22 protein-coding genes and 1 pseudogene are annotated in these 26,506 nt (G+C 72.0%); 13 read left to right on the top strand and 10 right to left on the bottom strand.

The genetic code is table 11. The features are described 5' to 3' along the window. Nucleotides 1-8 precede the first annotated feature (8 nt). Genes QMG39_RS09770 through QMG39_RS09760 form a run of 3 tightly spaced genes read left to right on the top strand, consistent with a single transcriptional unit; the run spans nt 9 to nt 1,668 of the window. On the top strand, nt 9-815 hold the full coding sequence (locus tag QMG39_RS09770; protein WP_281884479.1) for a nuclease-related domain-containing protein: 807 nt from the start codon (nt 9-11) through the stop codon (nt 813-815). A gap of 44 nt (nt 816-859) precedes the next feature. After that, nucleotides 860-1,354 (top strand): nucleotidyltransferase family protein, encoded by a 495-nt coding sequence (locus QMG39_RS09765; RefSeq protein WP_281884477.1) that lies wholly within the window; start codon nt 860-862, stop codon nt 1,352-1,354. Continuing rightward, entirely contained in the window at nt 1,351-1,668 is a 318-nt protein-coding gene (locus tag QMG39_RS09760) for a HepT-like ribonuclease domain-containing protein (RefSeq protein ID WP_281884475.1), read from the top strand. Before QMG39_RS09765 ends, QMG39_RS09760 begins: the two co-directional genes overlap by 4 nt. Before the next feature lie 22 nt (nt 1,669-1,690). Here the strand turns inward: QMG39_RS09760 and QMG39_RS09755 are convergent, their stop codons facing one another. The 3 genes from QMG39_RS09755 to QMG39_RS09745 all read right to left on the bottom strand — a co-directional run bounded on the left by QMG39_RS09755 (nt 1,691) and on the right by QMG39_RS09745 (nt 6,119). Next, nucleotides 1,691-2,287 (bottom strand): hypothetical protein, encoded by a 597-nt coding sequence (locus tag QMG39_RS09755; protein WP_281884473.1) that lies wholly within the window; start codon nt 2,285-2,287, stop codon nt 1,691-1,693. Nucleotides 2,288-2,345: 58 nt separating this feature from the next. Next, nucleotides 2,346-4,373: a primary-amine oxidase gene (locus tag QMG39_RS09750; protein WP_281884472.1), complete on the bottom strand. Its 2,028-nt coding sequence runs from the start codon at nt 4,371-4,373 to the stop codon at nt 2,346-2,348. 261 nt (nt 4,374-4,634) lie between these two features. Then, nucleotides 4,635-6,119, bottom strand: a complete 1,485-nt coding sequence (locus QMG39_RS09745) for an APC family permease (protein WP_281884470.1) — start codon at nt 6,117-6,119, stop codon at nt 4,635-4,637. A gap of 298 nt (nt 6,120-6,417) precedes the next feature. Here QMG39_RS09745 and QMG39_RS09740 point away from each other — a divergent pair, with 298 nt between their 5' ends. The 3 genes from QMG39_RS09740 to ppsA all read left to right on the top strand — a co-directional run bounded on the left by QMG39_RS09740 (nt 6,418) and on the right by ppsA (nt 11,844). After that, the gene (locus QMG39_RS09740; protein WP_281884468.1) at nt 6,418-7,929 is read left to right on the top strand and encodes an APC family permease; all 1,512 of its coding nucleotides are present in this window, start codon (nt 6,418-6,420) and stop codon (nt 7,927-7,929) included. Nucleotides 7,930-8,209: 280 nt separating this feature from the next. Then, nucleotides 8,210-8,836, top strand: a complete 627-nt coding sequence (locus tag QMG39_RS09735) for a helix-turn-helix domain-containing protein (protein ID WP_281887234.1) — start codon at nt 8,210-8,212, stop codon at nt 8,834-8,836. Between the two features lie 611 nt (nt 8,837-9,447). Then, a complete protein-coding gene (gene ppsA / locus QMG39_RS09730; protein WP_281884466.1) occupies nt 9,448-11,844 on the top strand; it encodes a phosphoenolpyruvate synthase in 2,397 nt (798 codons plus the stop codon). Nucleotides 11,845-12,068: 224 nt separating this feature from the next. Here the strand turns inward: ppsA and QMG39_RS09725 are convergent, their stop codons facing one another. After that, nucleotides 12,069-13,958 carry an aminotransferase class V-fold PLP-dependent enzyme gene (locus tag QMG39_RS09725; RefSeq protein ID WP_281884465.1) on the bottom strand — a complete coding sequence of 630 codons (1,890 nt, stop codon included), beginning with the start codon at nt 13,956-13,958 and terminating at the stop codon, nt 12,069-12,071. Between the two features lie 200 nt (nt 13,959-14,158). Here QMG39_RS09725 and QMG39_RS09720 point away from each other — a divergent pair, with 200 nt between their 5' ends. The 4 genes from QMG39_RS09720 to ppk2 all read left to right on the top strand — a co-directional run bounded on the left by QMG39_RS09720 (nt 14,159) and on the right by ppk2 (nt 17,037). Continuing rightward, nucleotides 14,159-14,593 (top strand): nucleotidyltransferase family protein, encoded by a 435-nt coding sequence (locus QMG39_RS09720; protein ID WP_281884463.1) that lies wholly within the window; start codon nt 14,159-14,161, stop codon nt 14,591-14,593. Next, nucleotides 14,590-14,931: a HepT-like ribonuclease domain-containing protein gene (locus tag QMG39_RS09715; RefSeq protein WP_281884462.1), complete on the top strand. Its 342-nt coding sequence runs from the start codon at nt 14,590-14,592 to the stop codon at nt 14,929-14,931. The genes QMG39_RS09720 and QMG39_RS09715 overlap by 4 nt, the downstream gene beginning before the upstream one ends. 92 nt (nt 14,932-15,023) lie before the next feature. After that, nucleotides 15,024-16,133, top strand: coding sequence for an epoxide hydrolase family protein (locus QMG39_RS09710; RefSeq protein WP_281884460.1), 1,110 nt, complete (start codon nt 15,024-15,026; stop codon nt 16,131-16,133). Between the two features lie 88 nt (nt 16,134-16,221). Further along, a complete protein-coding gene (gene ppk2, locus QMG39_RS09705; RefSeq protein ID WP_281884458.1) occupies nt 16,222-17,037 on the top strand; it encodes a polyphosphate kinase 2 in 816 nt (271 codons plus the stop codon). 471 nt (nt 17,038-17,508) lie between these two features. Here ppk2 and QMG39_RS09700 read toward each other — a convergent pair whose 3' ends face one another. Continuing rightward, entirely contained in the window at nt 17,509-18,927 is a 1,419-nt protein-coding gene (locus tag QMG39_RS09700) for an MFS transporter (protein ID WP_281884456.1), read from the bottom strand. Between the two features lie 153 nt (nt 18,928-19,080). On the opposite strand from QMG39_RS09700, the gene QMG39_RS09695 reads away from it, so the two are divergent. Then, a complete protein-coding gene (locus tag QMG39_RS09695; protein WP_281884454.1) occupies nt 19,081-19,266 on the top strand; it encodes a hypothetical protein in 186 nt (61 codons plus the stop codon). Nucleotides 19,267-19,900: 634 nt separating this feature from the next. Beyond that, complete coding sequence (locus QMG39_RS09690) at nt 19,901-20,029, top strand: hypothetical protein (RefSeq protein WP_281884452.1); 129 nt, start codon at nt 19,901-19,903, stop codon at nt 20,027-20,029. 58 nt (nt 20,030-20,087) lie between these two features. Here the strand turns inward: QMG39_RS09690 and QMG39_RS09685 are convergent, their stop codons facing one another. The 5 genes and pseudogenes from QMG39_RS09685 to QMG39_RS09670 form a co-directional block, all read right to left on the bottom strand. Continuing rightward, nucleotides 20,088-21,755 (bottom strand): ABC transporter permease, encoded by a 1,668-nt coding sequence (locus QMG39_RS09685; RefSeq protein WP_281884450.1) that lies wholly within the window; start codon nt 21,753-21,755, stop codon nt 20,088-20,090. Continuing rightward, on the bottom strand, nt 21,752-22,306 hold the full coding sequence (locus tag QMG39_RS17160; RefSeq protein WP_444979321.1) for an ATP-binding cassette domain-containing protein: 555 nt from the start codon (nt 22,304-22,306) through the stop codon (nt 21,752-21,754). Before QMG39_RS17160 ends, QMG39_RS09685 begins: the two co-directional genes overlap by 4 nt. Before the next feature lie 33 nt (nt 22,307-22,339). After that, nucleotides 22,340-22,684 (bottom strand): annotated as a pseudogene (locus QMG39_RS17155) (ATP-binding cassette domain-containing protein); the annotation flags it as partial. Nucleotides 22,685-22,871: 187 nt separating this feature from the next. Beyond that, complete coding sequence (locus tag QMG39_RS09675) at nt 22,872-23,543, bottom strand: TetR/AcrR family transcriptional regulator (protein WP_281884447.1); 672 nt, start codon at nt 23,541-23,543, stop codon at nt 22,872-22,874. A 48-nt stretch (nt 23,544-23,591) separates the two neighbouring features. After that, nucleotides 23,592-24,971 carry a glutamine synthetase family protein gene (locus QMG39_RS09670; RefSeq protein WP_281884445.1) on the bottom strand — a complete coding sequence of 460 codons (1,380 nt, stop codon included), beginning with the start codon at nt 24,969-24,971 and terminating at the stop codon, nt 23,592-23,594. 127 nt (nt 24,972-25,098) lie between these two features. Here QMG39_RS09670 and glsA point away from each other — a divergent pair, with 127 nt between their 5' ends. Then, on the top strand, nt 25,099-26,361 hold the full coding sequence (glsA, locus tag QMG39_RS09665; protein ID WP_281884443.1) for a glutaminase A: 1,263 nt from the start codon (nt 25,099-25,101) through the stop codon (nt 26,359-26,361). Nucleotides 26,362-26,506: the final 145 nt, after the last annotated feature.

Raw genomic sequence — 26,506 nt, 5'->3', positions numbered from 1 at the left:
AGCCCTCTGTGAGCGAACTCGTGGATGTGGGTGAGCTCGCGCAGCGCCGCCCCGCGGCATCCGTCATCGCCGAATGCCTGCGCGAGCAGGCGAGCGTGCCGCCGAACACGGCGGTGCAGCGGTTCTTCGGGGTCTCGCCAGTCGGGCGGGCGGCGGAGCCCTGGTACGTCGGAGCGCTCGGCGAGCTCGAGGTCGCGCGGCGGCTGGAGCGGCTCGGCGACGGGTGGCACGTGCTGCACTCGGTGCCGGTCGGCACTGCGGGCAGCGACCTCGACCACGTCGCGATCGGGCCGGGCGGGGTGTTCACGATCAACACGAAGCACCACCGCGGCGCGTCGGTGTGGGTGGGCGCGCGCCGCATCCTCGTCAACGGGCAGCGCACCGACCACCTGCGCAATGCCGAGCACGAGGCGAACCGCACCGCGAAACTGCTGTCGACGGCGACACGGATGCCCCTGGAAGCGACGCCTGTGCTCGCGATCGTCGGCGCCCGGCGGCTGACCGTGCGCGAGCGTCCGCCGCGGGTGGTCGTGCTGCCGGCGGATGTGCTGGTGCGGTGGCTGCGGCGGCGGCCCGGGGTGCTCGCGCCTGAGGAGGTGGGGCGGCTCGTGGCATCCGCTGCCCTGCCGTCGACGTGGGGACAGAGCGGCGGGGTCGTGGAGGCGGATCACGACGCGTTCGAGCGGCTGCGCCGGGAGGTTGGGCGTGCGCGGCGACGCCGGATGGCGTGGGGCGGGGTGGTGATGGCGGCTGCGGTCGCTGCGCTCGTGGTTGCGGTGGGCCTCGCGCTCGGCACACTCGTTGGCACCGCCTAGTCGTTCGATCGGTACCAGATGGTACTCTGGCATCGGAGGCTTCCATGACGACGTTCACCCCGATCAAGATCGATCCGGCGATCGACCGGCTCGTGTCGGACGCTGCGCATGTACTCGGGCGAACGAAGAAGGATGTCGTGTCGGCAGCGGTCCGAGAATTCATCGAGACGCACCGGACCGAACTCGAGGCGGGCGTGAACGCCACCGCGGAACGCCTCACGAGCGGGACGGGTACAGCGACCAGACTTGGCCCGTTGCGGGCGCGCCTCAACGCGAATCGGGAGGAACTCCTGGCAGCACTCGAGCGGCTCGGGGCGTCGAACGTCCGCGTGTTCGGGAGTGTGGCCCGCGGGGACGAGACCGCGACCAGCGACATCGACCTGCTCGTCGATCTGACCGAAGCGGTCGGATTGTTCGACCTCGGCCGGATGCGGAGCACCGCCGAAGGCATCCTCGACGCGCCGGTCGACATCGTGCCGGCTGACAGCCTGAAGGTCGACATCGCCGCCGACGTGCTTCGCGAAGCGACCCCCGTGTGAGCCGGTCGTCGAGGGAGCGCCTGCAGGACATCCTCGTCGCCTGCTCGGCGATCGAGCAGTACCTCGTGCTCCCCAGCGACGACGGACTGGTGTTCGACGCGATGCGAATGCGTCTCGTCGAGATCGGCGAGGCCATCAAGGACCTCGACCCGTCAGTCACTGGTGCGGAGCCTGACATCCCATGGGCGGAGATCGCGCGAATGCGCGACCAACTGGCGCACCGCTACTTCGACACCTCGCACGCAATCGTGCTGACGACTGCTCGACAGGACATCCCGCTTCTGCGCGCTGCGGTGGAACGCCTGCTCTCCTGACCCGTCGTCGGGGAACGCGCGATCAGCTCGCCGGGATCGACACGATGAGCATTGCGAGCGTCATGGCGGACATGGCCACTGCGTCGAGCGCTCGGACTCGAGCGCCGAGGCGGTGCGCACGCACGGCGTGCAACGCGCTGTAGGCCGCGAAGGCGACCGCGCCAGCCACGATGACCGGTGCGAAGGACGTGGCCTCGTGGCCCGCGTGGGCGCCCGAGGCAGCGGCCCCGGAACCAGCGGCGCCGGCGTGCAGCGCCACGACCAGCGCGGCCGTCACCACGAGGCCGAGCGCGCGGTGCAGGTCGACCTGCGTGACACCCACGGAAGCGCGAGCCACCGCCACCACCGCGATCGCCACGACCACCATCGAAGCCGCCCACACCACCGACCGCCCGGCCCACCCAGGCACGGCCCCGGCGAAGAACGCCATGTCGACCATCGCGCCCAGCATGAGCAGCGACGCCAGCACGGCGAGCACGCGCCCCGGCACGGCCACAAGCACAGCACGCCGGCGCCCGGACGACCCCGCAGCGGGGGTCGACCAGGCGCCGGTGCCGACGGAGCAGCAGACGCCGATCGAGGCGGGGATCACCATGCCGGCGTGGAGCAGCTCGGTCATCGGGGCATCCGTTCCTGAATACCGTTCCTGAGGAGCGCCAGACCCAGCGAGACCGGGGTCAGTGCCCGCAGCTGCACGCCGCGCCCGCGTCGCCCGCGCAGTGCGCGCACCCCGCGTGCGAACCGGTCGCGTGCGATCCCGTGCCGTGCGCGGTCGTCGCCGGCACGTTCAGCACCGGGTTGCGGTCGAAGAAGCCGTACGGCTTCAGCGTGAACTTGGCGTGGTCGACGGGCATGACGGGCCAGTCCTCCGGGCGCGGGAAGTGCGTCGGGCCGAAGGTGTGCCAGAGCACGATGTCCTCGCCGTCGATCGAGCGGTCGCCCGCGCGGTACTTGGTGAGGCCGTCACCGCCCGGGTTCTGGTGCACGTAGTCGCCCGCGGCGTACTTCTCGGCCGGGTCGTACTGCGTGACGAACAGGTGCTTCGTCGCGAACTCGGCGCGCGAGGCGATCGACGACGACGGGTCGGCGAGCAGCGTCGGCGTGGGCGTCGGGTGCAGCACGTATCCGGTGGGCTGGCCGAGGCGGTTCGTCTTCTCGGTGTTGACGATGTGCCAGGCGCGTCCGACCGAGCCGTCCGCGTCGCGCGCGGCATCCGCTTCAGTCTGCAACCGAGTGCGCGAGAAGGTGAATCCGTTGCCGTGCTCGTTGCCCGGGCCGATCGGCACCCGCACCGCGTCGACCTCGTCGACCGCATTCGCCAGGCCGTCGACCATCATGTCGAGGCGGAAGTTGAACAGGTGCTGGTGGTTCGGCCCGCCGAGGCCCGGAGCGACCTGCGTGGCGTACGGGTAGCCCTCCTCCGGGTAGGCAGAGGTGAAGAGGATGCCCGTGAGCTTCGCCTCGCACTCGATGGTGCCGTCGAGGTAGAGGTACCAGTAGAAGCCGTAGTCGTAGTTGCCGACCGTGGTGAAGAAGCTGATCACCAGGCGGCGAGCGCGGCGCACCTCGTCGGACTCGGTGAACATGTCGCTGTGCTTCCACAGCGTGCCGTAGTCCTCCTCGTGCATGCAGATGCCGTTCTGGATGGTCGTCGGGTTGCCGAGCTCATCCGCGAACGTCGCATCGAAGTACGTGATCTCGCCGAGGCAGTCGCAGCCGAGCTGCAGCGAGTTCGTGAATCGCCCGAACAGGTACTCCCCCGTGTCGAAGTAGTTCTGCCAGAAGCGCGTGGCCTGCGGGTCGCCGTAGGGCACGAGCATCTCCGACACGCTCGCCCGGTAGATCACCGGACGCTCCTCCTCGCCGTCGATGATGCGCAGGCGCCGCAGGATGAGCCCCTCGCGCGGGTCGAACCCGATCTGGAACTTCCAGTTCGCCCACGACACCTCGTCGCCGTCGACGTCGAAGCTCGGGCCCTCGGGCTGCGTGATGACGATCGGCTTCAGCGACTCCATCGGCGGGCCCTGCAGCTCGGGGTCGTCGAAGTTGCCGTGCTCGGCGGGCACCGGGTACGGCTCGGTGTCGATCAGGCGCGTGATCTTGCGGTTGATCACGTCGATGTACGCGGCCAGCCCGTCGACCGGGTGCGCCCACGGGTGGTCCTTCGGGTGGTCCATGCGGAAGGCGAAGACGCGCAGCATCCGCGTGCCCTCCTCCTCCTCGTACCCGTAGTGCCCCGCCGACAGCGGCACGCACACCACCTGGTCGTGGCTCGTGCCGCGCGCGGCGAGCGCCTCGTGCCAGCGCGGATCCTCCGCCACGATGTCGCCCACCATCTCGAACTCCTCGACGAGGATGGGCAGCTGCCCCTCCGACCCGTCGAGCACGACCGTCTGCAGAATCGTGCCGTTCGTGAGCGACACGAGCAGGTCGGTCGACTTGCCGTCGGCCAGGTCGAGCAGCATCACGCGGGCGCGACGCTCGGGCAGCGGCCCGCCGGCCTCCCACGCGAGCACCTCGCGCTTGTGCGGCTCCTCGAGGCCGACGTAGGCGAAGCGGGTCGAGGCGGCGAGGGCGAGCTCGGCGATCAGCAGCTCGCGCACGCGGGTGATCTCGGCTGCGCTCAGGTCGGCGAGCGGATGCGGCGTGCCGGCGTCCGCCGAGGCGTGCGCGTGGCCGTGGAGTCCGTGTTCGGTGATGGTCATGGGGTGCTCCTTCGGGGGCGGTGGTTCGTGAAGTCTGCTGCGTGGGCGGGTGCCGCGGGGTCCGGGTGTGAGGAACGGACCCCGCGGCATCCGTGTGCCACCCCTCCCGAACACATGCAATCGCGGGCGACACGCCTCGGTGGTGCATGTGTTCGGTGCGGATGCGGCGATCCTGCATGTTTTCGGGAGAGGACGAGGGGCGGATGCCGCGGGCGGGCGTGGGCTGAGCGCCGCTGCCCGCCCGGGGCATCCGCTCTGCTGTTACTCGGCGCCGATCGCCTCGGTGATGCGCTGGTAGACGGCGGGCTTCGACTTCCGCAGGTAGACCGCCTGCAGGTAGCCGAAGACCGGGAAGGCGACGATGATGCCGAGGCAGATCCAGGTCGTGACGCCGAAGATCGGGTTGCCGGCCGCGTCGTAGTCGCCCACGAGCATCGGGTAGCCGACCACGATCACACCGGCCGAGAAGAGGAGCCCGACGAGGCCGAGCACCGGGGCGATGATCGTGTTCCAGACGCGGGTGTCCTTCTTCGTACGGAGGAAGTACGCGATGACTGCGACCGACGTGATCGACATCAGGATGATGATGCCGAGCGTCGCGATGCCGGCGAGCCAGGTGAAGACCTGCGCGACCGGGTCCATGCCGAGGATCGCGAACAGCGCGATCAGTGCCGCGGCGGTGCCGGTCTGCACGAGCGACGACGTGTGCGGCGAGAGGTGCTTGTGGTGCACGTTCGCGAGGCTCGAGGGCAGCACGCCCGCGTTCGACATCGACAGCTGGTAGCGGGTGACGACGTTGTGGAACGAGAGCACGCAGGCGAACATGCCGGTGATGATCAGCACGTTGATCGCGATCTCGCCGACCGGGCCGAGGTAGGCGGCGGCGGTCGCGATGACGAGGCCCTCCGGGTCGGCCTGCGCGGCGGCGACGACCTCCGACGGGCCCCACGCCATCACGACGGCCCAGCTGACGAAGGCGTAGAACAGGGTGATCGCGATGACCGCAGCGTAGGTGGCGCGCGGGATCGTGCGGCCCGGCTCGCGGGCCTCGTCGCGGAACACCGCGGTCGCCTCGAAGCCGATGAACGCGGCGATCGCGAACATGAGGCCGACGCCGGGCGAGCCCGAGATGATCTCGGCCGGGGCGAAGGTGTCGAGCGACAGGCCCTCGGCGCCGCCGGTGAACGTGACCGCGAGCGACATGACGAGCGCGATGCCGACCTCGAGCACGAGCAGCACGCCGAGCACCTTCGAGCTCAGGTCGATGTGACGGTAGCCGAGCACGCCGACGATCGCGACGACGGCGAGCGCCCACACCCACCACGGGATGTCCGGGCCGCCGAGGCCGGCGACCGACGCGCCGATGATGGTGCCGACGTACGCGTGCACCGCGACCTGCACGGTCGTGTACGTGAGCCAGGCGAGGTACGCGGTGGCGAGGCCCATCGGGCGGCCGAGGCCGTACCCCGAGTAGGTGAAGAACGCGCCGGGCTTCGGCACGTGCCGGGTCATGGCGACGAAGCCGACCGAGAACAGCAGCATCACGATGCCGGAGAACACGAACAGCGACGGGAAGCCGACGCCGTTGCCGAACGCGATGCCGAGCGGCACCGAGCCGCCGACGACGGTGAGCGGCGACGCGGCGGCGACGACCATGAAGACGATGGCGACGACGCCGAGCGATCCGCTCAGCTTCTTCGGCGCGGTGGTCTCGGTCGTGGGGGCCGAGCCTTCCTGGGTGGTCATGGGGAGTCCCTTTCGACGGGGGCGGAGTGGTGCAGGGCTGGAGGCCAGCCTCGCGTTCGTGTGTTGCAGGGGTGTCGGATGCGGGTGAAAGTTCGTCGGCGCCAATTGGGACCGGGCGCGGGGCGGTGTCTCATTCAGGCGACACGGGGCCGAAACACGAGGGGTGCTCGCGGGAAACGGGGGCGGGGTAGGGTCGCGGGCGCGGCGCGGGATCGCGCGGGCGCCTGCCCGAGGCATCCGTGTCGCCCGCACCGCCGCCGCACCACTGCACCGCCCGCACCACCCGAGGAGCCCGCCGATGTCCGCCCTGGAACGCGCGATCGCGAACCCCGAACCGGTCCGCGGACTCGACGCCGAGTCGCCCGTCGCCGGCCTCGACCGCCGCAGCGTCGGCGCCGTCGAGGTCTTCGCCCAGTCCGTCTCGGCGGTCGCGCCGACCGGCGCCGCGCTCACGACCCCGGCGATCATCGCCTCGGTCACCGGAACCGCGTCGCTGCTGCCGACGCTGCTCGCCGCGGGCGTGACGCTGCTCGTGGCATCCGCCATCACCCAGTTCAGCCGGCGCATGGCCGCGCCCGGCGGCGTCTCGGCGTACATCGCCCGCGGCCTCGGCTCGACGTCGGCGCTCGTGGGCGGCGTCGCGCAGCTCATCGGCTACGGGTTCGTCGCCATGTTCGCCCTCGTCGGCACCGTCTACACGACCCTGTCGCTGGTGGACTTCACCTGGCCGTCGTTCGCCGCGCCCCCCGTGCTGGCCGTCGCGCTGATGCTGGTGTTCGGCGCGGGCGCGCTGTTCATCCTCGTCCGCGGCATCCGTCGCTCGGCCCGCGTGACGCTCATCGTCGAGGTCGTCTCGGTCGGCCTGCTCGCGGTGCTCACCGTGGCGCTGCTCGGCGTGCTGTGGGCGACGGATGCCCCGATGATGGCGAACCGCACCTTCGCGGTGTTCGACCCGACGGCGATCTCCGGGCCGGAGCTGCTCGTCACGACCGCGATCGCGATGACCGCGTTCGTCGGGTTCGAGTCGGCGTCGACCCTCGGCGGCGAGGCGAAGCGGCCCCTGCTCGCGATTCCGCGAGCGATCGTCTGGACCGTGTTCGTCTCGACCGGCCTGTACCTCCTCACCGGATACGCGCAGCTGACCGGCATCGACGCGGCCGATCTCCGCGGCGGCGGCGGGTACTTCCCCATCGACGGTGTCACCGCCTCGCTCGGCGTGCCGTGGCTCGGCGCCGTGCTCGAGGTCGCGATCGCCGCCTCGCTCTTCGCCTGCCTCATCGCGTCGGCGACCGCGATGACCCGCGTGCTCTTCGCCCTCGCCCGCGAGGGGCTCCTGCCGCGTGCCCTCGGCCGCACCCGTCGTCGCTCCGGCACGCCGATCGTCTCGGTCGCCCTCGGTATGTCGATCGTGGTCGCGGTGCCGGTCGTCTCCGTGCTGCTCGGCGCGGCGCTCTGGCCGACCATGCAGTGGCTGCTGCTGGGGGCTGCGACCGGATACCTCGTCGCCTACTTCCTCGTGAGCGTCGCCTCGCCGGTGTTCCTCTGGCGCATCGGCGAGTCGGGCTGGCGCTCGACGCTGGTCGCAGTTTCGGGGGCCGTCGGGGTCGCCGCGATCCTCGTCGCGTACCTCGTGGTCGAGGCGACCGGCGCGCGGTCGGGTGCGGTGTGGCTGATGGTCGGGATCCTCGGCGTGACCATCGTGCTCGCCGCCGTGCGGACGGTGTTCGCGTTCCGGCACCCGCGCATCCGGGGCGTCTACGACGTGCCGACGATCGCCGACGTGTGGGGCGGGCGCCGTGGCGAGCCCTGACGAGCGAGCGGATGCCCGTGGGCTCGCGCAGCCCGCCGACGGGCGCTTTTCAGGAACGGGCGCGCAGTATTCAGGAGGCGGGCAGCCGGAGGCATCCGCTCACCCGCCGCGGGACGGGCACTTTTCTGGAACCGGCGGGCAGTTTTCAGGAGGCGGCTCGCCGGAGGCATCCGCTCACCCGCCGCGAGACGGGCACTTTTCAGGAACGGGCGGGCAGTTTTCAGGAGGCGGCTCGCCTGAGGCATCCGCTCACCCGCCACCGCCCGCGAGCGGGGTCGAACTGCGGGCCCGGCAGCCGAAGGCGATCCAGCACGCGCTGCACGTGCTCGAGGAGGTCGCGCGGCTCGGGCCCGGCGTCACCGCGCAGCAGGTCTCGACGAGCCTCGGGATGCCGCGGGCGACCGCGTACCGCCTGCTCAACCTGCTCGTGCAGGAGGAGTACCTCGTGCGGCTGCCCGACCTGTCGGGGTTCGCGCTCGGCAGCAAGGTGACGCAGCTCGCGACGCTCGTGCCGACCGCGCCGCCGCCGCGCGCGGTGCGCCAGGTGGTCGACGACCTCCGCGGACGGGTGCGCGCGGGCGTGCACCTCGTGCGCTACGACGGCGGGATCCTGCAGATCGTCGACGCCGACCCCGACTTCGCCCTGAGCGACGAGGTGCGCATCTCGCGCGACCCCCACGTCTCGGCGCTGGGCGGGCTGCTGCTCGATGCATCCGCTGCCTTCGTGTCGATGTCGTCGCCGATCGTGCCCGGGCGCGCGTGCCTGGCCGTGCCGATCCGCGACGACCGGGGCGCGCTCGTCGCCGGCATCGCGCTCGCGACCACGCCCGCCCGCGCTGCCTCGCCCGAACCCCTGCTCGCGGTGCTGCGCGAGACCGCCTCGCGGCTGGAGCCGCTGCTGGCGTAGGGCGCGCCTCCTCCCGCTCGCGCTCCCGCGCCCGACACCGCCCGCCTCCACCCGGTGTCGTGCCTGCGCCCACACACATCGCCCACCGCCACCGTTCCCGACCAGCGCCCTCTCCCGAGAACATGCAATCGCGTGCGAAACGCGGCGTGTCTGCATGCTTTCGCAGCGGAACGCGCAGATCTGCATGTTTTCGGGAGAGGGCCGGCGAGCGACGACGATCGCGGCGGCGGCCGGACCCGCGCCGCGCTTCTCCCAGAAACATGCAACCGCGTGCGAAACGCGGCGTGTCTGCATGCTTTCGCGGCGGAACGCGCAGATCTGCATGTTTTCGGGTGGGACCTGGAGCGGGCGACGCCCGGTGGGACCTGGAGCGGGCGCCGCCGGGCGGGAACGGCCGGGCGAGCCCGGCGAACGCCCAGCCAGCCGACATGCGCACGAAACATCGAGCGGTTCTCAGTACTCGGCGCGCGGCAAGAGAGTGATTTCAACGGTTCACAGTCAAGAACGGCGATTCTTTCAGGGGCATCCGTCACCGAAACCACCCCGAGATGAGCCAATCTCGACTGACCGGACACCCCCGGTGCCTGCCACCTCATGAAGGGACACCCACCGTGGCCAACATCCTCTGGCTCTCCGAACTCGGAATGGACGACATCGGACGGGTGGGCGGCAAGAACGCCTCACTCGGCGAGCTGATCCACAACCTCGGCGCCGCGGGCGTCAACGTGCCCGGCGGCTTCGCCACGACGGCCGACGCCTTCCGCGCCTTCCTCGGCCAGACCGGCCTCGAGGACCGCATCGCCGCCACGCTGCTCGAGCTCGACAGCTCCGACACGCTGGCGCTGGCGCGCGCCGGCCGCAGCATCCGCACCGACATCATCGAGACGCCGCTGCCCGCCGAACTCGAGCAGGAGATCCGCGACGCCTACGCGCAACTCACCGAGGGCGAGGACCCCGACGACCCCGTGTCCTGGGCCGTGCGCTCGAGCGCCACCGCCGAGGACCTCCCCGACGCCTCCTTCGCGGGCCAGCAGGAGACGTTCCTCAACATCCGCGGCATCGACCAGATCCTCCGCGCCGTGCACGAGGTGTTCGCCTCCCTCTACAACGACCGCGCGATCTCGTACCGCGTGCACCACGGCTTCGCGCACCTCGACGTCGCCCTGTCGGTCGGCATCCAGCGGATGGTGCGCAGCGACCTCGCCTCGTCGGGCGTCATGTTCACCATCGACACCGAGTCGGGCTTCCAGAACGCGGTGCTCATCACGTCGGCCTATGGACTCGGCGAGGGCGTCGTGCAGGGTGCGGTGAACCCCGACGAGTTCGTCGTCTACAAGCCGGCGCTGAACGCCGGCCGCCCCGCCATCTTGAAGCGCACCGTCGGCGAGAAGGCCACGAAGATGGTCTACACGAAGTCGCAGCACGTCGGCCGCACGGTCGACTTCGTGCCGGTGACCAAGCCCGAGGCGCGCCGCTTCAGCCTCACCGACGCCGAGATCGAGCAGCTCGCCCGCTACGCCGTGTCGATCGAGCAGCACTACGGCCGCCCCATGGACATCGAGTGGGCGAAGGACGGCGTCGATGGGAAGCTCTACATCGTGCAGGCGCGCCCCGAGACCGTGGTCGCCCGCCGCACCGGCCGCACCGAGCGGTTCAGCCTGACCGAGCGCGGCCCGGTCGTCGCCGAGGGGCGGGCGATCGGCCACAAGATCGGCACCGGCGCGGCGCGCGTGCTCACCTCGGTCGAGCAGATGCACGAGTTCCAGCCGGGCGACGTGCTGGTCGCCGACATGACCGATCCCGATTGGGAGCCGGTCATGAAGACGGCATCCGCCATCGTCACCAACCGCGGCGGGCGCACCTGCCACGCGGCGATCATCGCCCGCGAGCTCGGCGTGCCGGCGGTCGTCGGCACCGGCAATGCCACCCAGTTGCTCGTCGACGGCCAGCAGGTCACCGTCTCGTGCGGCGAGGGCGAGACCGGGTACGTGTACGACGGCGTGCTCGACTTCCAGGTCGAGTACAGCGACATGGGCGACCTGCCGGAGATCCCGACCGCGGTGATGATGAACGTCGGCACCCCGGAGCAGGCGTTCAACTTCGCCCAGACGCCGAACGACGGCATCGGCCTCGCGCGCCTCGAGTTCATCATCAACCGGCAGATCGGCATCCACCCGCGGGCGCTGCTCGACGTCGACGACCAGGCGCCGGAGGTCGCGAAGGAGATCCGCCAGCGCATCGCCCCCTACTCGGGCGCGCGCGACTTCTTCGTCAAGCGCATCGCCGAGGGCGTCTCGACGCTCGCGGCCGCGTTCGCGCCGAACCCGGTGATCGTGCGCATGTCGGACTTCAAGTCGAACGAGTACGCGAACCTCATCGGCGGCGAGCGCTACGAGCCCGACGAGGAGAACCCGATGATCGGCTTCCGCGGCGCCTCTCGCTACGTCGCGCCGAGCTTCCGCGAGTGCTTCGACCTCGAGTGCGAGGCCCTGAAGTTCGCCCGCGACGAGATGGGGCTGACGAACATCAAGCTGATGATCCCGTTCGTGCGCACCATCGCCGAGGCCGAGGGCGTCATCGCCGCCCTCGCGGAGAACGGACTGGTCCGCGGCGAGAACGGCCTCCAGGTCGTCATGATGTGCGAGGTGCCGAGCAACGCGGTGCTCGCCCACGAGTTCCTCAACCACTTCGACGGCTTCTCGATCGGCTCGAACGACCTCACCCAGCTCACCCTCGGCGTCGACCGCGACTCGGCCGAGATGTCGCGCGTCTTCGACGAGCGCGACCCCGCGGTACTGAAGCTGCTGAGCATGGCGATCGAGGCGTGCGTCTCGCGCGGCAAGTACGTCGGCATCTGCGGCCAGGGCCCGAGCGACCATCCCGACTTCGCCGAGTGGCTCATGGCCCAGGGCATCTCGTCGATCTCGCTCAACCCCGACACGGTCGTCGACACGTGGCAGCGGCTCGGCCGGCTCGAGGCGGCGAAGCGCGAGCTGTCCATGGTGTGAGGGGCGGGCGGATGCCTCTGGGCGACGCAGCTCAGGGGCATCCGCCCCCTCTTCGGCCTCGTCTCGGCGGCCCTCGCCCCTCCCGACCCCCTCGCCCCTCCCGAAAACATGCAGTTCCGTGCGACACGCCTCGCGAGTGCATGTTCTCGACGCGGAACGCGCAGATCTGCATGTTTTCGGGAGGGCATCGACGGACCGACCGACGGACCGGCGCGCAGCGACGGCTACTTCGTGAGGCAGACCGCGGGGAGGTCGAACCAGCGGAGGTGCTCGAAGTCGGCGGAGAGCGTCGCCGGTGAGGCGTCGGCCCGGTCGGCATCGGTGGGCGGATGCGGCTGGGCAGCGGCATCCGTCACCTGCACTTGCTCGAACGGATGCGTCGGCGCGGCGGCATCCGTCACCCCACCTGCAGGCGGGCCGGCCCCGCCACCCGCGACCGCGAACCGCTCGCGTGCCTCGGCGAGGTACCCGGCGAGCGCCGACTCCGGCGCCCGGTCGTCGTGGTGCGGATACGTCAGCCGCCCCTCGGCGTCGTACGACACCTCGCGCAGGCGCAGCGGCGGCTCGGCGGGGCCGCGCCGGTGGCGCCAGAGGCCCGACTCGGGGTCGAAGGTGTAGTCGGGGAGCATCCGCCAGCCATCGCGGGCGACGAGGCGCACGGCCTCGACGAGGTAGTCGAACACGGCCTCGGAGATGAAGTAGTTGAAGTTGATGCGCACCCAGCCGGGCTTGATGCCCTCGCAGCCGCGGGCGATCTCGCGCTCGAACTCGTGCGAGCGCTCGATGTCGATGCCGAGCAGCTCGTGGCCGTACGGGCCAGCACAGGAGCATCCGCCGCGCGACTGGATGCCGAACAGGTCGTTCAGCAGTGCGACGACGAAGTTGTGGTGCAGGTAGCGGCCGCTCGGGGCGCGCACCACGAACGAGACGATCGACAGGCGCTCGGCGTCGAGGTTGCCGAGCACCTCGATGGCCGGCTCGCCGTGCCAGGCGGTGATCGCACGCTGGAGGAAGTCGTCCTCGAGGGCGCGGATCGCGGGCACGCCGACCGCGTGCTTCAGCCCGAACACGAGCCCGGCGCGGATCGACTCGACGATCGCCGGTGTACCGCCCTCCTCGCGGTGGGCGACGTCGGCGAGGTACTCGTGCTCGGTCGGGTTGACGAAGGCGACCGTGCCGCCGCCGGGCACGTCGGGCACCCGGTTGGTCGCGAGCTCGCGGCGCACGACCAGCACGCCCGGGGTCGACGGCCCGCCGATGAACTTGTGCGGGCTGAGGAAGATCGCGTCCTTGTACTCGCCGGTGGCGAGGGCGTCGGCGGGCGCGCCCTGGTACATCTCGATGTCGACGTACGGCGCTGCCGCCGCGAAGTCCCAGAACGACAGCGCGCCGTGCCGGTGCAGCAGCGCCGAGATGCCCGGGGTGTCGCTCACGATGCCGGTCACGTTGCTCGCCGCCGAGAACGAGCCGATCTTGAGCGGGCGGTCGGCGTACCGCTCCAGCTCGCGTTCGAGCGCGGCCGGGTCGATGTGGCCGTCGGCGTCTTGGGGGATGGTCACGACGTCGGCGATCGACTCGCGCCACGGCAACTCGTTCGAGTGGTGTTCGAACGGGCCGATGAAGACGACGGGGCGCTCCTCAGCGGGAATCGCGGCGGTGAGGTGGTAGCGGTCGTCGAGGGCGGATGCCACGCGCAGGCCGAGCATCCCGACGAGCTTGTCGATCGCGCCGGTCGCCCCGGCGCCGGTGAAGATCACGACCGTGTCGTCGTCGCCGCCGACCGCGTCGCGGATCGTCGCGCGGGCGTCCTCGCGCAGCCGCGTGGTCTGCAGCCCCGTGCCGCTCGACTCGGTGTGCGTGTTCGCGTACCGCGGCAGCACCTCGTCGCGCACGAAGTCCTCGATGAACGTGAGCGCCCGCCCCGACGCCGTGTAGTCGGCGTAGGTCACGCGGCGTGGCCCGTACGGCCCCGGCACGACCTGGTCGTCGCCGATGACCGACTCGCGGATGCGCCGGACCAGCGGCGACCGCCGGATCGCGTCGATGTGCGCCCGGTCGTCGCTGGGGGTCGCGGTGCCCGCCTCGGCGGCGGCATCCGCTCGGTGGAGGTCCACACGCCGAGGCTACCGCCGCCCGCCGACGGCGGCCAGAGCGGGCGGATGCCGCGGGGCCGCTGTTCCAGTGGCCACGCGCGATGGCACCTTCTGTACATGAATATGTACATTCTTGCTACCATCGGACCATGAGCACGTCCCCGTCCGACCCCGCACAGACCGTCGTACCGGTCGCCGAGGCACGCGCGAAGCTCTCAGCGGTGCTGCGTGAGTTCCGTGCGCAGGGCAGCGCGGCCGCGCCGGTCGTCATCGGCTCGCACCGGAAGCCCGAGGCGGTGCTCGTTCCCTATTCCTCGGTCGTACCCGCACCGGGCGACAGCGCAACGACCGAGGGGCGGCCCGGCACGCCGCTTCGCGAACTGCTGCATCACCGGCGTTCGCTCATCGAGCGGCTGGCTCGCGCGAACCGGATCCGGTCGGTCGAGGTGTTCGGGTCGGCGGCGCGGGGTGACGACCGCCCGGACAGCGATGTCGACCTCCTCGTCGTTCCGAACGACGACGCCTCGCTGTTCGATCTCGCCCAGTTCGAGGTCGACGTGGCGTCGTTGCTCGAGCGCACCGTCGATGTCGTGTCGCGAGGCGCACTGGACCCCATCCGCGACCGTGGCATCCTCGACGAAGCCCAGGCGTTGTGAGTGCGGACGACCGCATCGACCGCTGGCTCGATGCCCTCGAGTCGACGCTCCAGCGGGCCGCCGCGCTCGTCGCGCGTGGACGCGAGGCATTCGACGACGATCTGGCCCTCCCCCTGGCCTTCGAAGCGCTCTCGAACCGTGTCGGGGACCTCGCGAAGCGTCTCGTCCGTGCGGATCCGACACGCTTCGACGATCCCGTCTGGTCGCAGGCCGCGCAGAACCGGGACTACGTCGTGCATCACTACGACCGCATCGACGCCGGGCTGCTGTGGACCACGGTGTCACGTGCCTTCCCCGAGATGCGCGCGGTCCTCGACCGCGATCGACGCGACACGTAGCTCGGCGGACCAGCCAGCGAACACGATGGGCGAGATGGCAGCGCCCGTACCTGACGCGCCTTCCTGTCGGTGGCCGGCCGTACGCTCGCGGCATGACGGTGGAGCCCTTCGAGATCCACGTCGCCGACGAGGTCCTCGACGATCTGCGAGCACGGCTCGCGCGCACCCGCCTGCTCCCGGACTCGCCGCGACGGCCGGAGTCGGGCATGGACGCCGACTACCTGCGCGACCTCGTCGACACCTGGCTGCGGTGGGACTGGCGGGCGCGGGAGGCGTGGCTGAACGGGCATCCGCAGTTCACCGCCCCGATCGACGGAGCGACCGTGCACTTCGCGCACCTCCGCTCCGCGCTGCCGGGCGCACCCGCCCTGCTCGTCATGCACGGCTGGCCGCACACCTTCGCGCTTCAGCTCGACTTCGCCGACCTTCTGCCCGACATGCACGTGGTGGTGGCGAGCCTGCCCGGCTTCGCGTTCTCGACGCCCTCCGCCGACGGCCCCCTCACCGAGGCGCGGCTCGCGGCCACCATGCACGCGCTCATGACCGACGTGCTCGGCTACGACCGGTACGTCACGTACGGCGAGGACGTGACGGCGAACGTCAGCGACCTGATCGCCGCGTCGTACCCCGACCACGTCGCCGGCATCGTCGCCACGCACGCGCACTTCCCCACCCCCGAGGAGCGCGCCGCGCTGACCGACCCCGACGACCTCGCGTTCTTCGACGAGCTCGACGCGCGCGGCGGCCCCGACGGCGCCTACGCCCACGTGCAGGCGACCCGCCCCGACACCCTCGCGGTCGCGCTCGACGACTCGCCCGCCGGCCTGCTCGCCTGGATCACCGAGAAGCTCGTCGAGTGGAGCGACACCCCGCCCGGCGAGCCGCGCGCCGTCGAGCGGCGCATCTCGCGCGATCGCATCCTCACCGAGGCGACGATCTACTGGGCGACCCGGACGATCGCGTCGTCGTTCCGCCCCTACTTCGATCGGGGCGACGAGCCGGGGCCCATCCCGCCGGTCGACGTGCCCGCGGCCGTGTGGATCCAGCGGCACGAGGCGGGCAACCCCGAGTCGGTCGCGCGGTCGTTCTATCGCGACCTCCGCTGGTTCGACCGGCTCGAACAGGGCGGGCACTTCACCGTCGCGGAGGTGCCGCAGGAGATGGCCGAGCGGATGCGGCGCTTCGTCGCGTCGCTCGCATGACGGCCGCGCCACGGCCGCGCCACGGCTGTGGAGGGCTGCGCCCCGCCGGATCCGCCCCCTAGGCTTTCGGGCACGGGGAGGTCAGGACATGACCAAGCGGATGCCGAAGTCGCTGTACAAGCGCGAGCTCAAGAGCCTGCAGGCGCAGCTCGTCGAGATGCAGAAGTGGGTGCAGCAGTCGGGGGCGCGCGTCGTCGTGATCTTCGAGGGGCGCGACGCGGCCGGCAAGGGCTCGGCGATCAAGCGCGTGTCGGAGTACCTCAACCCGCGGCAGGCGCGCATCGTCGCGCTGCCCGCGCCGAGCGAGCGCGACAAGACGCGCTGGTACTTCCAGCGGTACGTGCCGCACCTGCCGGCGGCCGGCGAGATCGTGCTGATGGACCGGTCCTGGTACAACCGCGCCGGCGTCGAGCGCGTCATGGGCTACTGCACGAACGAGGAGTACCAGCGCTTCCTGCACCAGGCGCCGATCTTCGAGCGGATGCTCGTGGAGGACGGCATCATCCTGCTGAAGTACTGGTTCAGCGTGTCCGACACGGTGCAGGAGGAGCGGTTCCGCTCGCGGCTCGACGACCCGATGCGGCGGTGGAAGCTCAGCGTCACCGACCTCGCCTCGATCACCAAGTGGGAGGACTACTCGCGCGCGAAGGACCGCATGTTCCTCCACACCGACATCGCCGAGGCGCCCTGGTACGAGATCGAGAGCGACGACAAGCGGCGCTCGCGCATCAACGTGATGGCGCACATCCTGCAGAAGGTGCCGTGGGAGCAGGTGCCCGGGCGCAAGATCGAGATTCCGGAGCGGCCGCCGTCGACGGGATACGAGCGGCCGCCGCGCACCTGGACGAACTCGGTGCCCGACTACGCGCGCGAGGTCGAGCAGCGCGAGCGCGGCAAGAAGTAGGGCGAGCGGATGCCGCGGGGCGGCGCCTCTGGTTGACGCACGTCCGCACGATCCGGCGTAGCCGAGCCATGCACCCGGCGACCCCTCCCGAAAACATGCAATCGCGAGCGACACGCCGCGGCGATGCATGTTCTCGATGCGGAACGCGCGTTTCTGCATGTTTTCGGGAGGGGCGGATGCCGCGGGAAGGCGCGCTGGGGGCAGGACGGGGCGAGCGGATGCCGCGGGCGGCGCCGGAACCGCCGTCAGGCGCACGCGTCTGTAGCGAAAACATGCAACGCCGCGCGACACGCCGCACGAGTGCATGCTTTCGCCGCCAACGTGCAGATCTGCATGTGTTCGCTACGCGCTGGGGGAAGGACGAGGCGAGCGGATGCCGCGGGGCGGCGCCGCGGCTGGCGCGCGCGGCGGGCGCGGCGGCGTGCGGCGGGCGCGCGCGGCGGGCGCGGCGGCGTGCGGCGGGCGCGACGTTCAGCGGGCGCGGCGGCGGGGGATGAGGAGGGACGCGGCGGCGCCGGCGACGGCGAGCGCGGCGACGAGCGCGAACGCGGTGCCGAAGGCGGCCGCGTCGGGCGGGAAGCCGCGCACCGCGAGTGCGGCGGCCACGCCGGCGGCACCGAGCGCGCCGCCCATCTGGCGGGCGACCACGTTGACGCCGGTCGTGACGCCGACCTCGTCGTCGGGCACGACGTCGATCAGCACGTTCACCATGCCCGCGGAGCTCACCGCGATGCCCGCGCCGAGCAGCACGGTGCCCACGAGCAGCCCGGCGAAGTCGCGCGTCGCCGCGAAGATGACGATCCCGCCGAGCGCGGCCGTCGCCGCCCCGAGCAGCACGGGCGCGCGGGTGTCGAACCGTCGCCGCAGGATGCCCGCGAGCGGGCCGACCGCGAGCATCGCGAGCGACGCCGGCAGCAGGAGGAGCGCGGCGACCGTCACGCTCGCCCCGAGGCCGGTCTCCGTCGTCGGGTCGGCGTCCGCGGGCGCCTCGGCGAACGCGGGCAGCAGCACGAAGCAGCCGAGCAGCGTCGCGCCGAGCAGCAGCGCCGTGAGGTGCGTCGCCCACACTCCGCGGCGGGCGAGCGTGCGCGGATCGACCATCGGGTCGGGGCTGCGGTGCTCGCGCCGCATCCACAGCACGAGGAGGGCGGCGCCGGCGAGGAGGCATCCGCTCATCGAGAGCCAGGGGAGCGGCCACTGCGGCGCCTCGGTCAGGGCGAGGAGGAGCGCGGCGAGGCCGGCCGACATGAACAGGGCCGAGCGCACGTCGATGTGCACGCCGTGCCGGGTGGGGATGTGCGGGAGCGCCGCGATGACGAGCACCTCGGCCGCGGCGATGAGGGCGAGCGGCACCCACGACAGCGCGCGCACGCCGATGTGGTCCACGAGCAGGCCCGAGACGACGACGCCGAAGCCCGTGCCGGTCGCGAAGGTCGCGGTCACGAGGCCGACCGCGGCGGCGCGATGCCGCCCGGGGAAGAGGTGCGAGACGATCGTGATCGCGAGCGGCAGCACGCCGCCCGCGAGACCCTGCACGGCCCGGCCCGCGATCAGCCAGCCGATGGTCGGCGCGAGCGCGGCGATCACGAGGCCGACCGCGACCACCGGCAGCAGCAGCACGAGCAGCAGCCGCGCCCCGAACGCGTCGCCGAGCCGGCCGATGACCGGCGTCGACGCGACCGCGACGACCAGCACGACCGTGAGCGCCCAGCTCGCCTCGGCGGCCGTGGTGCCGTAGTCCTCCGCGGTGAGCCCGATGACCGGTGCGCTCATCGTCTGGGGCAGCACCGCGCCGAGCGTCGCGAGCGTGAGTCCGGTGGTGGCTACGATCGCGCGGGCGCCGACGCGCGCCGGCGTGGGCTGCGCGTCGGGCCGGCCGTTCGAGCTCACCGTTCCACGGTACGGGGCGGCGCGGCGGTGGCGCAGCGACCGGCTCGGTGCGCGCCCGGGCCTCGCGAAGGGCGAGTCCTGACCCCGAGGCGCCCGAACCGCGAGACAATGGAAGTTACCCGCGCATCACGGGACAGCGTCGAGGAGGACGTCATGAGCGCAGAGACCAGCCTGTTCGAGCCCACGCACCGCGGCACCTCACCGTGGACCAACGGCGCCTGGGGCGGCGCGATCGCCACGACCGGTCCGGTGCACCAGCCGACCGGAGCGGTCGACACCGCGCCCGACACCCGCCTGCGCATCTGGCACGCGATCGCCAACCTGTTCCACCGCAGCTGAGCCCGACCCCCGCACTTCCGTCGGCGGAGACGAGGGGCGGATGCCCCTGAGTCGGCGCGCGCTCCGGCACGCGCATGCCGCACGCGGCATCCGAACTGACAGCCCGCTCTCAGGATCGCTTGGTATGGTCAGACCACAGGCAGACGGGAACTCTCCCCCAGTCCCGGTGCCTGGTCAGAGAGGGAAGTGATCACGTGGCAATCCACATCCACAGCGCGTCGCACACCGACGCCTTGGGTGCATTGCTGCGCCACTTCCGAGATCGGGTCGCCGCGGTCTAGCGCCCCGCCTGCATCCCCCCTTGCCAGGCGGCGCGGCGCTGCCGCGTTCGACGCCGGTCGCGCACCGGCGCGCCGTCGAGGCGACCGATCTCACTTCCCCCCAATCGAGGTCCGTCGCGCCCGGGCGCCGGTGCGCTTCCTCTGACTCCCCCACCCCTGCATACGCCGGCCTGCATACGCCGTGTCCGGCGAGCGCCCCCAGCGCTCGCCACCCCCCTGCATACGCCGTGTCGCGACGTGCGCCGTTCCCCTGCGCACGTCGCCGCCCACCCCCTGTCCGAATCCCCCGCGCCGCAGCCGGCTGCGCGCGCCACCACCCGAGCCCACCGCACGCATCGAGAAAGGACCGCACCATGACGAACGACCTCATCGCCCCCGTCACCGACCCCGAGCTGGTCGTCACCGACGACGGCGCGATCCTGCGCCGCCCCATCGCGGGCGCGACCGACGCCGCCGAGCGCGGCGAGCTGGTCGGCGCGTAGCGCGACAACACAGAGCGAGCGGATGCCCCGGGGCATCCGCTCGCTCTCGTCTCACCCGTCAGTCGCTGATCAGGTCGCGCCGCCGGAACCCGAGCACGCCGATGGCCGCCACCACCACCGCGACCCCGGCGAGCACGAGCATCGCGACCCCCGACAGCTCCTCGCCCGGGTACTCGCCGATGTGCTCGAACGGCGAGATCCAGAGCGCGACGTCGGGCAGGTCGAAGAGCGGACCGAAGAACCCGACGATGAACGCGTAGCCGAACAGCACCCACACCACGCCCAGCAGGCGCGGCAGCCAGCCGTAGAGCAGGGCGGCGACCGCGAGTACGACCCAGACCGCGGGCGAGTGCGCGACGTGGCCGAGCACGACGTCCCAGAAGATCGACCAGTCGCCGGTCGACGTCGACGCGCCGATCGCCTGGCCGACGCCCGACGCGAACTGCAGCCACGCCACGGCGAGCGCCGCGACCACGAGCCACGACGTCATCCACGTGCCGCGCCCGACCGCCGCCGTGAGCACGCCCTCGCCGCGACCGTCGAGCTCCTCGCCGCGCAGCGACTGCACCGACAGGATCGCGAAGATCACCGCGAAGAACGCCATCATGAGGCCCATCAGGCCGAGGTAGCCCGACAGGATGTCGTCCTCCGCGCCCATGATCGCCAGCAGCTCGGGCGGGGCGTCGACGAAGCCCTCGACGAGCGGCTGCGAGAAGCTGCCGTACGCGATGGCCGAGGCGAAGAGCGCGAGCGTCCAGCCGATGATGGCCGAGCGCTGCAGCCGGAACGCCAGCGCGAACGGGCTCGCGAGCCAGGGCGCGGCGGCCGGGCTGCCGCGGCGCGCGGCGATGAGGCCCGACCCGAGGTCGCGGCGGCCGGCGAGCCAGAACCCGATCCCCGCGCACACGGCGGCGAACGCGAGCGACAGCGCGAGCGGCCACCACCGGTCGTACACGTACGGTGCGGTCTGCTGCGACCACCCGATCGGCGACAGCCACGACAGCCATCCGAGGTCGCCGCCCTGCGCGCTCGACATGTCGCCGAGGCCGCGCACGAGGAACGACAGGCCGAGCACGGTGCCGGCGATGCCCGACCCGGCGCGCGAGAAGGCGGTCAGTTGCGCGGTCGTCGCGGCGAGGCCGGCGAACGCGATGCCGGCTGCGCCGACGGATGCCCCGAAGGTGAACGCCCCCGCCGCATCCGTGCCCTGCGCCGTGAGCACCGCGCCGTACAGCACGGCGACGACGACGCTCATCAGCACCGCGACCAGCAGCGCCGCGGTGTGCTGCGCGACCCGGCCGACGGCGCTCGCGCGCAGCAGCTCGGCGCGCCCCGCCTGCTCCTCGCGGCGGGTGTGCCGCATGACGGTGAGGATGCCCATGAGCCCGGCGCCCGTGATGAGATACAGCCCGTACTGGCTCACCAGGAATCGGTCGAGGGTGAGGTCGTCGTACCCGAACCCCGGCCCGCCGAGCAGCGCGCCGACCGGGCTCGCGGTGAACCCGATGATCGTCTGCAGGTCCTCCGGGTTCGGGAACACGAACCGCAGCACGCCCGAGAAGTAGACGAGCATCATGGTGAGCCCGAGGGTCCAGCCGAAGAAGCGGATGCGGTCGCGTCGCAGCATGAACCGCAGCAGCGCGCCGGTGCCGGCGAGCGGGCGGGGCGGGCCGAGCGGGGCGGATGCCTCGGGCGCGCGCCGCGCCGGAGCCGTGGCGGTGCTCATCGCGAGGTCTCCGCGTCGGTGGCGGCGGGCGCGGACGCCGAGCCGGTCGACCCGGGGGCATCCGTCGCCCCTGCGCCCTCGGTCGACTCAGGGGCATCCGCCCCCGCCGCCCCCTCGGGCACGTCGCCGTAGTGCCGCAGCAGCAGCTGCTCGAGCGTGGGCGGGGTGGCCGTGAGACCGGTCACCTCGAGGGCACCGAGCCGTGCGACGAGCGCAGGCATCGCCTCGCCGTCGACGTCGAAGCGCACGAAGCCGTCGTCGACGCGGAAGTGGTGCACGCCCGGCAGCGACTCGAGGCTCGCGGTGTCGCCGGTCGCGGCGACCGAGACGCTCGTGCGGGTGAGGTGGCGCAGCTCGGCGAGCGATCCGGTCTCGACGTTGCGTCCCTCGCGGATGATCGAGATGCGGTCGGCCAGCACCTCCACCTGCGCCAGGATGTGGCTCGACAGCAGCACGGTCTGCCCGGCGGTCGTCGCCTCGCGGATGCACGCCTGGAACTCCGCCTCCATCAGCGGGTCGAGGCCCGCGGTTGGCTCGTCGAGCAGCAGCAGCTCGACGTCCGACGCGAGCGCGGCGACGAGCGCGACCTTCTGCCGGTTGCCCTTCGAGTAGGTGCGGCCCTTCTTGCCGGGGTCGAGGTCGAAGCGCTCGCACAGCTCGTCGCGCCGGCTGCGGTGGATGCCGCCGCGCAGGCGCCCGAGCACGTCGATCGCCTCGCCGCCGGTGAGGTTCGGCCAGAGCTCGACGTCGCCGGGCACGTACGCGAGTCGCCGGTGCAGCGCGACCGCGTCGCGCCAGGGGTCGCCGCCGAGCAGCCGCACGTCGCCGCCGTCGGCGCGCAGCAGGCCGAGCAGGACGCGGATGGTCGTGGACTTGCCCGCGCCGTTCGGGCCGAGGAGGCCCAGCACCTCGCCGCGCTCGACGGTGAGGTCGAGGCCGTCGAGGGCCGTGGTCTGGCCGAAGCGCTTCCGGAGGCCGGCGATCTCGATGGCAGGGGCGTCGGAGCGGTCGGTGCGGGGGAGCGTCGTGGTGGAGCCGGAGGTCGTGGTCATGGTCGCCTTCGATCAGTTCGGGTGGGGGAGGGAGCGGGGAGTGGTTTCGTGCACGGGAGGGGCGTCAGCCGGTGGCGTCGTCGGCGTCGGCCGGTGGGTCGGGCACGTACTCGAGGTACGTGTCGAGCAGCGCCCGGTCGGTCAGGAACCCCTCGGTCATGAGCTCGAGCGCGGGCAGCGCGGTGCGCCCGAGCGCGTGCAGCATGCCCTCGCTCGGGTCGGCCGGCGCCCCAGGGCGCAGCCGCTCGAGCATGAGCGCCCCGAACATGGCGCCCATGAGGTACCGCACGCGCGCGTCCTCATCGCGACTCGGCACGATGGTGCCCGCGGCGACCCCGTCGGCGACGTAGTCGAGCGCGTCGGCGACCATGTGCTCGATGAACTCGGCGGCGTGCGGCCCACCGTCCTGGATGCTCCGCAGCACGTAGCCCACGAGCGGCCGGTACTCATCCATGCGCGCGAGCTGCCCGAGGAACGCCCCGGGCGCTCCGGGTTCGACGAGCACCTCGTGCTTGGCCTGGTGCACGGTGCGGAACACGTACGCGTCGCACGCGACCCGCAGGGCCTCCTTCGACCCGAAGACCTTCATGACGGATGCCGCGCTGACGCCCGCGTCGTCCGCGATCGCGCGTACTCCGACGCCGAAGCCGTCGCGCCCGAACCGCTCGATCGCGGCGGCCCGGATGCGTGCCCGCGTGGAGAGTTCGTGCGGCTCCGGCGCCGTCGGTGAACGCATGTTCACCATGGTAAACGCGCGTTCACCACGCGCGCAAGATGCGCGCGCTCAGTACCGCCAGCGCACGATCTCGGCGACCGCCGCGGTGTCGAGCCCGCCGTAGGCGACCCACTCGTGCCGTCGCGACGCCACGTACGCGTCCAGCAGCGTGGTGCCGAACACGTCGTGGAAGAACTGGCTGGAGTCGAGCAGTTCGAGCGCCGCGCCGAGGTCGGCGGGCAGGCGACGGATGCCCCGGTCGTCGCGCTCCTCGTCGGTCAGCGTGCTCGGGTCGACCAGCACCGGCTCGGGCAGGTCGGCGCGGCGCGCGATGCCGTCGAGCGCCGACGCGAGCAGCGCCGCGACCGAGAGGTACGGGTTGGCGGCCGCATCCGCGCACTTGAACTCGAGGTTCTGCTGCTCGGCCTCGTGGCCCGCCTGCCCCTCCACCACTCGGATCGCCGCCTCGCGGTTCGCCGGGCCCCAGCACCGGTAGGCGCCCGCCCAATGGTTCGGCTGCAGCCGGTCGAACGAGAGCACGCTGCCGCCGTGCAGCGCGAGGCCCTCCTCGAGCCGGTCGAGGATGCCGGCGATCATCATGCCCGCCTCGGGCGTGAACCCGTGCGGCGCGTCGGGGTCGAACATGAGCGCGCGGCCCTCGTGCCGGGCGGACAGGTGCACGTGGCATCCACCCGACGGCCCGCCCGCGACGGGCACCGGCGCGAACGACACGAGCAGCCCGTGCTGCGCCGCGGTCCGCAGGATCACGATGCGCGCGAGCACCAGCTCGTCGACCGCCCGCAGCGGCTCGCGCGGCGCGAGGGCGATCTCGATCTGGCCGTCGCCGAACTCGGGGTGCACCTGCTCGACCGGCACGCCCGCGGCATCGAGCGCGGCCATCGTGGCGAGCAGCCACGGCTCCACGTCGAGCAGCGCGCGGGTCGCGTAGGCGGGGCCGTCGTTGGCGTACTCGGGCACGACGGCGACCGGGTCGGCCGCGACCGTCGCGCGGTCCTCGCGATCGTCGCCGGGGGTGCGGAACACCGTGAACTCGAGCTCGAAGCCGATGCGGAACGCGAGGCCGTCGTCCTCGGCGGCGGACACGACGCGCTTGAGGGCCGAGCGCTGGCAGGTCGGATGCTCCGAGCCGTCGAGCGCCCGGAGGTCGGCCGGCGCCCAGGCGAGGCCCACCCCGGCATCGACCATCGCGAGCGCGGTCAGGTCGGCGATGCCGCGCAGGTCGCCGACGATCGCATCGATCTCCGGGGTGGAGTTGAGGTGGTCGTCGACCGAGAACAGCATGCCGACGCTGTTCGAGATGCTGACGCCCGACTCGTCCGCGGTGTCGAGGCGGCGGCCCGGCAGCACCTTCACGCGCGAGATGCCCGCGTTGTCGACGTGCGTCACCATGAGCGCGTGCACGCCCTCGATGCCGATCGGTGCGGACATCCGGTCCCCCTCGTTCCGGCGGTGCTCCCCTGTCGGGCCGTCGGGCCCGATGCGCGTCGCTCCGGGCCCGATGCGCTCCCAGTATTCACCCATGGCCCGCGCGAGCGCACGGCCCTAGGCTGACCGCATGGCCGACGACGGGCGCAGCGACGACGGATACGACGCAGACGACCACCACGATCCGAGGCTGACCGACCCCGTGCATCGCACGCTCGCGGGCGTGCTCGACGCCGCCCGGCCGAACACGGACGGCGCCGTCGCCGACTACATCCCCGAGCTCGCCGACGTGGACCCCGAGCCGATCGCGATCGCGCTGGCGAGCACGCGCGGCTCGGTGCACGAGGCGGGCGACAGCCGCGTCGAGTTCACGATCCAGTCGGCCTCGAAGCCGTTCGTCTTCGCGCTCGCGCTCGACGCGCTCGGCCTCGACACCCTGACACGCCACGTGGGCCTCGAACCGAGCGGCGAGCCGTTCAACGCCATCAGCCTCGAGGCATCCGGCCGCCCCGACAACCCCATGATCAACGCCGGTGCCATCGTCGCGACCTCCCTCATGGGCGGCGAGACGACCGAGCAGAAGTTCCGAGAGATCCGGAAGGGCCTCAGCCGGTTCGCCGGGCGCGAGCTCGAGCTGGACGAATCCGTCTACGCCTCCGAGGCGGCCACCGGCGACCGCAACCGCGCCCTCGCCTACCTCACGCACGCAGCCGGCACGCTCGCCGCCCCCGTCGACGTCGCCACCGACGCCTACTTCCGCCAGTGCGCGCTCGTGGTGACCACGCGGGACCTCGCCGTCATGGCCGCGACCCTCGCGACCGGCGGCATCAACCCGCTGACGCGCGAGCGGGTGATCAGCGCCGATGCGGCCCGGTGGACCACCTCGATGATGACCAGCTGCGGCATGTACGACGCGTCGGGCGAGTGGCTGCTGCGCGTCGGCCTCCCCGCGAAGAGCGGCGTGGGCGGCGGCATCGTGGCGCTGCAGCCCGAGCAGTTCGGCGTCGGCACGTTCAGCCCGCGCCTCGACGAGCGCGGCAACAGCGTGCGCGGCGTCGAGATGCTCACCACCATGAGCGAGCGCTATGGCCTGCACATGCTCGACCCGCGCGGCGAGCCGCTCTCGCCGATCGCGTCGCTCGACCCCGACGACGGCACCACGGTCGCACTGCTGCGCGGCGACATCCGCTTCGCCGGCATGGAGGAGGTGCTGACGCGCCTGCTGCCCCTGGTCAACGACGACGGATGCCTCGTGCTCGACTTCACCGGCGTGACCCGCGTCGGCGGCGGCGCCTCCCGCGTCTTCCGCGGTGTCGTCGACCTGGCGGGCACGAATCCCGACGGCCGCGCGCGCGTGGAGATCCGCGACCCCGACGGCGTGCTCCGCGACTGACCGCTCGGTCGACCGCCTCCCGCATCCGCCCCACGTCACCCACCTCATCGCTTCGGCACGTGCCGATCGCACCGGCACGTGTTCGTCGCGTCGGCCCGTGTTCGAACGCGGGCCCGTGTGAATTGGGCGGGCCGGCGGGGCGAAG

The organism is Agromyces rhizosphaerae, assembly GCF_027925245.1.
Lineage (GTDB): Bacteria > Actinomycetota > Actinomycetes > Actinomycetales > Microbacteriaceae > Agromyces > Agromyces rhizosphaerae.
This window is presented reverse-complemented; position numbering and strand designations above follow the sequence as displayed.